The sequence below is a fragment of the Paenibacillus sp. 01L418 genome (genome assembly GCF_056400045.1).
Genome location: NZ_JBFTSN010000322.1, coordinates 1 through 7,464, shown reverse-complemented (window position 1 = coordinate 7,464; position 7,464 = coordinate 1). Strand labels below are relative to the sequence as shown.

General features: G+C 41.8%; 6 protein-coding genes. All 6 read right to left on the bottom strand.

Features of this window, described 5'->3' with window-relative positions:
* Positions 1-85: 85 nt before the first annotated feature.
* A complete protein-coding gene (locus AC1DSE_RS26295) occupies positions 86-1,057 on the bottom strand; it encodes a hypothetical protein (RefSeq protein ID WP_477512163.1) in 972 nt (323 codons plus the stop codon).
* Position 1,058: 1 nt separating this feature from the next.
* Complete coding sequence (locus AC1DSE_RS26290) at positions 1,059-1,544, bottom strand: RNA polymerase sigma factor (protein ID WP_441882875.1); 486 nt, start codon at positions 1,542-1,544, stop codon at positions 1,059-1,061.
* A 164-nt stretch (positions 1,545-1,708) separates the two neighbouring features.
* Positions 1,709-3,061 (bottom strand): ATP-binding protein, encoded by a 1,353-nt coding sequence (locus AC1DSE_RS26285; RefSeq protein ID WP_477512164.1) that lies wholly within the window; start codon positions 3,059-3,061, stop codon positions 1,709-1,711.
* On the bottom strand, positions 3,058-3,732 hold the full coding sequence (locus tag AC1DSE_RS26280; protein WP_477528431.1) for a response regulator transcription factor: 675 nt from the start codon (positions 3,730-3,732) through the stop codon (positions 3,058-3,060). The genes AC1DSE_RS26285 and AC1DSE_RS26280 overlap by 4 nt, the downstream gene beginning before the upstream one ends.
* A gap of 56 nt (positions 3,733-3,788) precedes the next feature.
* Positions 3,789-5,747 carry a serine hydrolase domain-containing protein gene (locus tag AC1DSE_RS26275; protein ID WP_477528430.1) on the bottom strand — a complete coding sequence of 653 codons (1,959 nt, stop codon included), beginning with the start codon at positions 5,745-5,747 and terminating at the stop codon, positions 3,789-3,791.
* Positions 5,748-5,914: 167 nt separating this feature from the next.
* Positions 5,915-7,420 carry a M56 family metallopeptidase gene (locus AC1DSE_RS26270; RefSeq protein WP_477528432.1) on the bottom strand — a complete coding sequence of 502 codons (1,506 nt, stop codon included), beginning with the start codon at positions 7,418-7,420 and terminating at the stop codon, positions 5,915-5,917.
* Positions 7,421-7,464: the final 44 nt, after the last annotated feature.

Sequence of the window (7,464 nt, the reverse complement as noted above, 5' to 3'; positions counted from 1 at the left end):
ATTAATAGTATACGGAATTATAGTACGGCAACAACGAAAGGTCAACCTTTATTGTCGATATTTTATTACCAAAAAACTTGCTGCCTTATTGCAAACGATCCCATAGCGCTGAGAAAGCTGCCGGCTCTAACTGAAAAAAGACAGGTGCATTTGAATATTTCACATAGTTTCCTTTAAACAACCACATCTGCACTTCCGTCTGATCCTCCAGCTTAAAGAACAAAACCTTCTGATTTTGTGCACCTTCGTTGTATATGCCTTCCTTGTAGAGCTTATCCCCATCAATAGGTTTAGCATCATATAATGCTGTCATGAACACATGAAGCGTTTGATCAATTGGGAACTTATTAAATTGCGGCTTGCTATAATTCCAGCTATTATAATCCTGCCATCTTACTGATTCCATATGATCCTTTACTTTCGTTTTTCCTATTAAATCTTCGCCATTCGCAATCGTAATGCCATTTAGATGTTCATACAATTCAGCATAGATCTGTCCCTCATGCTCTTGGTAGGACATAATTCTAAAATCACTATCATATCCGTTCACGGAATAAATGTCAGCAACGCCAATCGTTGAAGCTAGTTCAACATAATCTGTTTGCTTGCTCCACTCGTCAATACCAGATTTTGTACGTCCAAGCTTTTCGCCGCGCAGCTCCTTCGCATTTTCCGCAGAGATGCGAGTTTGCGTTTGTGTATAAATATTGCCTTTATAGACGATTAGACCGATCATATCAGCCATGGCATTTGATTGATCTGGAAGCTTTATTTTCGGAATCGTAATTGCATTCGGGTCGTTTATAGGTTCAACTGGATCTCTTTGTACAATGGGCTCCGTTATATCAATAAGAAGTTTATTATCACTCATCCACCTATCTGCACTTATCCATCCAAGGATAACGACCAACAGTAAACTACCCACAATATATTGAAATCGTTTGATTCGAAATGGACTAGCTGGTTTCTGACGAAGCAGCTGTTGAGCAATTCTATTCTGTAAATCTGCCTCCGGCTCTATTTGATCCATAACATGCTTGTACGCCTTGTGATTCATATTATCGTTCTCCTTCCAATTCCAGCTTTAACCGCTGCCTTCCCCGTTGCAAACGCATCTTTACTGCAGACTCACTAATTTGCAAAATGTCTGAAATTTGGTTGACCGAGTAATCCTCATAATAATAAAGGTGAATAACCGCTTTGAATTTAAACGGCAATGCCATGACATGATCCATAACGGTACGATCCGTTTCCGATTCAAAAAAATCATTCATTTCTTCCATCTTCACTACACGTCTTCGCCATAAGCTGCCTAACATATTTTTGCACTGATTCGTGATGACTCTTATGAGCCATGCCTTTTTATGATTCTGATCATTGAATTCAGGTGATTTATACAACAATTTCGCAAATGTTTCCTGCATGGCTTCTTCTGCGTCCTCTTTGTTTCCGAGGTGAATCATTGCGATTCGGTAAAGCATTTTGCCGTATAAAAGATAGGTTTCCCCAAAATCCACGCCCGGCCGGAGCGAACTGCTTGGCATTGTAATATGACCTCCTTTACCCATTAACACAATTAAGAACGTAGATTGGTCACATATTGTTTTTACTTTTTTTTGAAAAATCGTTTTTTAGTTTCAAATTGGGTTCTACATTATGCTAAAAAAAAAAAAATGATCGGTCATTTGACCGATCACTCCAATTATTATTATTGAATGGGTAAACATACCATTACTGTCGTACCTTCGCCTAGCCTACTTTTCATTTCGATCGTTCCATAATGAAGAGTAACAATTTTTTTGGCGATCGCAAGCCCCAAACCATTACCGCTAATATTGCGGTTGCGTGATTGGTCCGACTTGTAAAACCGCTCAAACACATGTTCAAGCTTATCCGCCGCAATGCCAATACCTGAATCGGTTATTGTGAATAGCACTTCGGTACCGGATTGAGTTATAGAAATTTCGATAAGTCCACCTTCAGGTGTGAATTTGATGCTGTTGCCGAGTAAATTCATCCATACTTGGTTCAACTGATCCTGATCTGCTGTAATCTTGATCGTGTTCGCCCATTCTAATTCGATACGAATGTCTTTGGCCGACCATTGAGGCTCGCAAGTAACGACGATTTGCCTAATTTGCTCGTCGAGATTATACGTCATCGGCTCGAATGGATGCTGATCGGAATCAAGCGAGGCAAGCCTCAGCAAATTATCGCTAAGCCTCGATAGCCGCCCGCTCTCCATAATAATAATATCCAAATAATAATTACGATTATTTTCTGCTACCAAGCTGTTATTCTTCATCGCCATTGCAAAACCCGATATTGACGTTAGCGGAGTTTGAATTTCGTGTGATACATTCGATACAAAATCCTGCCGCATCTGCTCCAGCTGTTTCAGTTCACTAGCCATTTCATTAAAGCTATGGCTTAAGACTCCTATTTCATCCGCGCTTTTCAGTTTGATTTCCACATCGAAATCTCCCTTGGCAAGCCTCTTGGTCGCTTGTGTCATCGCTTGAATCGGTTTCACCAAATAACGAGCCGCAATGAGAATGCATAGGCTCCCAATAAATAAGCCAAGAAGCAGTATGATCAGCATCATTCGATTTATAATATTTTCATTTTGCGCTGAAAACTGCATAAACATGGCCTGTATCTTCCCATCGATGGGAAAAGGAATACCAACGAATGTTTGACCTTCCTTACCAGGTGAGCGATAATATTGCCCTCGAAGCACCTGCTGAACAGCTTCCGGCGCAATTTTCACATTACTCGTATTGTTTAATGCATAGATCGTAACATTTCCGGATGCATCATACATGTGGATTGGATAAGCGGACACCTTTACCATTCTTGTTAGGAAAACACTCAGATCATCCGGCTTTGTTTGTTCATAGAGAGTAATCATTTCCTCTCCTGCTGCAAGCATGTCGTTCTGACCGACATGGTTTATTTCTTTCTTGAATATAAAAAAGCCTATAAAAAATGAAGTCAACAAGCTGAATATGATGACGGCCAGAAACGTGCAAATGATGCGGACATATAACGTATTAATCATGTAATGACAAGCCGATACCCCAGACTACGGGCTGTTTCAATCTGAAAATGTTGTGCATCGCCAGCAAATCTTTCCCTTAGCCGTTTAATATGAACATCGACGGTTCGGTCGTCACCTTCATAATTTTTACCCCAGATCTGAGTGATCAGCTGTTCCCTCGTAAAAATTTGCCCAGGATGGTTCGCCATTTTAAACAGCAGCTCAAACTCCTTCAATGGAAGAGTTAGCGTTTCATCTCCTCGAATCACTTGATAGTTGCGGCGATTGAGGGTAACACCGCCAAGCTGTATCGTTTGTGAAGACACGATCATATAACGCTTCAGCAGCGCTTTTACTCTCATCACAAGCTCCATTGGGTCAAACGGCTTCGTTAAATAATCGTCCGTTCCAAGCTGAAATCCCTTCACTTTTTGCACAGACTCTCCCTTGGCTGTGACCATCAGGAGAGGAATATTGGAATCAATGCGTCTAATCTCCCTGCATAATTCCCATCCGTCTACGTGAGGCATCATAATATCGAGGATAACCATATCAATTTGATTGTTTTCCCAAATTTCTTGCGCCTCCGCACCGTYTTTTGCCTCTAAAATTTCGAAACCTTCGTTTTTCAAAAATAAAGACATCAATTCGCGAATATGTGCATCGTCATCCGCGATCAGAATTTTGGCCATTAAGATGTACGTCTCCCCTCTTTAACATGCACTTCCCATATGGGTGGATTGCTGTTTCAACCAAAATGCCATCCAAGCAAGTTCCAATGATAGAAAAACAAACTGAGTGCTACTGCCGATAGCATAATAAGAGAGTAATGCACGCGTTTTAGTACCGTCCAATATTTGTTTTTCCAAGCAAGCACACTCAAAACGATCATTGCCAAAGTAAATCCAACGAGTAGAATAGGCATAAACAAATAAAGATTCAACGACTGTGTAATGCGGCTAAGTCGAGTGAGCAAATCCATATTCATCACGATAACAAGCGTCGCAACAACGGTTGATAGTGCCCAGACGGCGGTGGCTGCAGACAGCCGATGTGCCCACTTCTGCTCTTTCGGCATCGCGCTGATTTCACGTCTGCGATTTAGGAAGCCCAGTATCACCGTAATAAATAGAAAGACTGAGATGCCAAGCAATGGAAACCAGAACGATGTTTGATCCAGCAGCGACGCGCGTTCAAGCGGCATCGCAGGTAAGAAATCAAGAAGCAAATGCGTGACTTTTCCTGATTCGTCGGTGCGGAATCCAATCCGTCCCTCTCCGCCTACTTGTTGAAATACATCAGGTCCAATAGGTTCAAATACTTGCTGTTCGGCACCACTCCCAATGAATAAACGATTACCGGAAGCTGCTACACTGATCTTGGACATAAAACTGTAAAACTTATCAATATCGGTATGATTGCGACGAGTAAATTGATAGGAGCCCGCATATTTTTGTACAGCATCATTAAGTACAGCGGATACTGGAGGCAGGCTGGCTTCCTCGACTGGGAAATAGCGGTCTAAAAAGGCTTTTGCGAGCCCATCCGCAGCTAATGCGCCGTCACCGCCATTGTAGGAAACAAAAATGCCAATCTGTTTATCTGGAACAAGATATAGCTCCGTATTAAACTGCATATCTGCTCCACCGTGGGAAATAACCTTCCGCCCGTTCATGTACAGCTCATAGAAACCAAGATCCATTGCTGGTAAATCCTTATGAAACTGGAAAGCTGGTGCATGCATCAATAGGGCAGTTTCTGGCTTCAAAAGTTGCTTTTCACCATAACGTCCATTTTGAAGATGAGCAATCATGAAATGAGCCATGTCAATTGCAGATACTGCAGCTGATCCCGCGGGCCGAAATCCCCCCTCAAATGTTGGCGGCTGAGCTTCGAATACGCCGTTTTCCTTAGCATAACCCGGTACAGAAAAAGCTTCTAATGCAGCAGGAATAGGCTCTTGAACCGTAGCGTATTTCATATCGAGCGGATCAAAAATATATTTCTGTATATAATCATTGTACGCTGTCCCGCTAACTTCCTCGACGATTAATCCTGCTAGCGCGGCGCCATAGTTGGAATAAGACGACATCTCGCCCGGAGGTCTTACTCGTGCTGGCATATGCTTGGCAAGCGTTTCCGAAATCGATACCGGCAGCTTTTTAGGATCTGTAGTAATTTGATAGCCGACTCCGCCTTCTTCAAAGCCAGCGGTATGGGTCATTAGATGACGCATCGTAATCGGCTCTGAATAGGTTTTCGGTATTTTCACCGTTTTCAAATAGTTATTGACGTCTGTGTCCAGATCGATCTTGCCTTGCTCAACAAGCTGCATCACAGCGGTCCAAGTAAACAGCTTCGTTGTTGAAGCGATTCGAAATAGATCTGTCTCTGGGTTCGCCAGCTGGTTCTTCTCGAGGTTAGAGTAACCATACCCCTTAGCGAGCAGGATTTCCCCATCCTTGACGATTGAAATAACCGCACCTGGAAACTTGAAATTGTCCATATGCACTTTCATAATACCATCAATGAACGCCGTTAGCCCAGCGACATCGTTTAGAGAGTTGGCTTCTCCCTCAGACTTTACGGGTGTGGACTGCGCTGCCGATACCGGCGCTTGTGCTCCGAATAAGCTCACTCCCGCAACAGCAACCAGTAAAGTGACTAACATTATTTTGTAACCTATTTTCTTCATAATCGATAACATGATAAGCCTCCAACATTCTGCGTATTTTTTTTGACAACCTACTCTCGACTTGCTTGTGAGAGCATATCATAAGCTTGTGAACGCAGAGTGAACCTCGCTAGTTTTCACAAAAAAAAGAGCCGCCCGCATGCTGCTTGGGCGACTCTTAATCGTAATAAACCATCTATTTATTCGGGAAACTGCTCGTAATCAAACTTTCCATCCGAAGCAAAAACATATTCGCAGCTATTTTGCCCCCAAGTGGYTGTGATGCTATAAACTCGGCCAGTTGTCGGAATGTCGCTCACAGCTGTTGGTGGATTAATGAATGCATACTTTCCATTAACATGGTTTACGGCAACTTCTTCAATCGGCAATAACGATTGCTCAAAGCTTTCAGTCAAAAAAGCCATTTTCACTGTAACTTTATCTGGTGTATTTTCTCCAAAATCGACTTTCAATTTCTCACCTGGCTTTAAACGACGCAGACCTGTTAGAAGAGTAGGCTCACTATGCCAAGCTGCTTGGTAAAAGGACATTCGATCATACTTAACCCCATTCCAACTTGATTTTAGAATTGTATAATTTTCGATGGGATCAGTATTTCTCTCATGTGAGATGACAATTGCGGGTGGTTCAACTGGACTGATGCTGCTTCTTACATTGGAATTGCTTGCTCCCACACTAGCCCCAAGTGCAATTGCACTAAAAATGACGACYGCAGCTAATACGAATGAGGATAATATTATGAATGTCGATCTTTTGCTAGGTCGCATAATAGCCACCAGCCTTTCTCTTAAAATCGTCTTCTCATCGCTAAAAGTAGCCTGTAATCCTCCAACGGGGTATTGTTCATTTGAGGCTACCGCAATTAAGGTTTCACCGTATTCCTGCTTCTCTGATGAGGTGAATTTACGAATAACCACTTCATCGCAAGACAGCTCACAAAGACGGTTAATCTCTTTTTCTACAAAATAAACTACGGGGTTAAACCAATGCAGAGAAGTAACGAGCATGGAAAACCATTTTACAACAATATCAAACCGTTTCAGATGTGTGATTTCGTGAATCAAAATATTTTTGAGCTGAACCTCAGTGAAGTGGGTATCCGGTAAGATGATTATTGGCCTAATCATTCCTATAAGCATAGGAGTGGTGATGTAGGAGTTGCGTACAAGCTTCGCTTTATACCGTCCATTCAACATCATGCCAAGCATCCTATTTTCCCAATCATATGCAGGTTTGCTTGCTGTTTTCATATACTTTAGAAATCGAGTATAGCCTCTTAATTTTATAAAGAGTGATAGTATTGTCCCAATTAACCAAACGTAAATGGCATATTGCTTAATTATTGTAATCACAAAAATTTCTGAATTATCAGCTCTGATACTTTCTACTGCTTGAGCATCATTAGCTTGAGGTAGGGTGATCGCATGAGTTGGGTCGATCTCTATATCAAAGTTTGCAGCTTCCCCACCTTGTAAAATGGGACCTGTTAGAAATGGATTTTTGTTAAAAACATCATTCATGATACTCCCATCAAACGAAAACGGAATCGTCAATCTTAGGAGAACCACGATCCAGATGTAATACTGAAGCGTCTTCGAAAATTTATACTTGATTATTGGCTTCATTAAAAACAATAAAAAGAAGAGGATGCTTCCTGATATCGAAAGCGACAATATAAGTTTCATGATGTCATTCAATTCAGTCACCTACCTTAAATAAGGTACGCAGC

Coding starts and splice junctions, on each gene's coding strand:
- AC1DSE_RS26295 (WP_477512163.1), bottom strand. CDS start 1,057: ATGAATCACAAGGCGTACAAGCATGTTATGGATCAAATAGAGCCGGAG.
- AC1DSE_RS26290 (WP_441882875.1), bottom strand. CDS start 1,544: ATGCCAAGCAGTTCGCTCCGGCCGGGCGTGGATTTTGGGGAAACCTAT.
- AC1DSE_RS26285 (WP_477512164.1), bottom strand. CDS start 3,061: ATGATTAATACGTTATATGTCCGCATCATTTGCACGTTTCTGGCCGTC.
- AC1DSE_RS26275 (WP_477528430.1), bottom strand. CDS start 5,747: ATGTTATCGATTATGAAGAAAATAGGTTACAAAATAATGTTAGTCACT.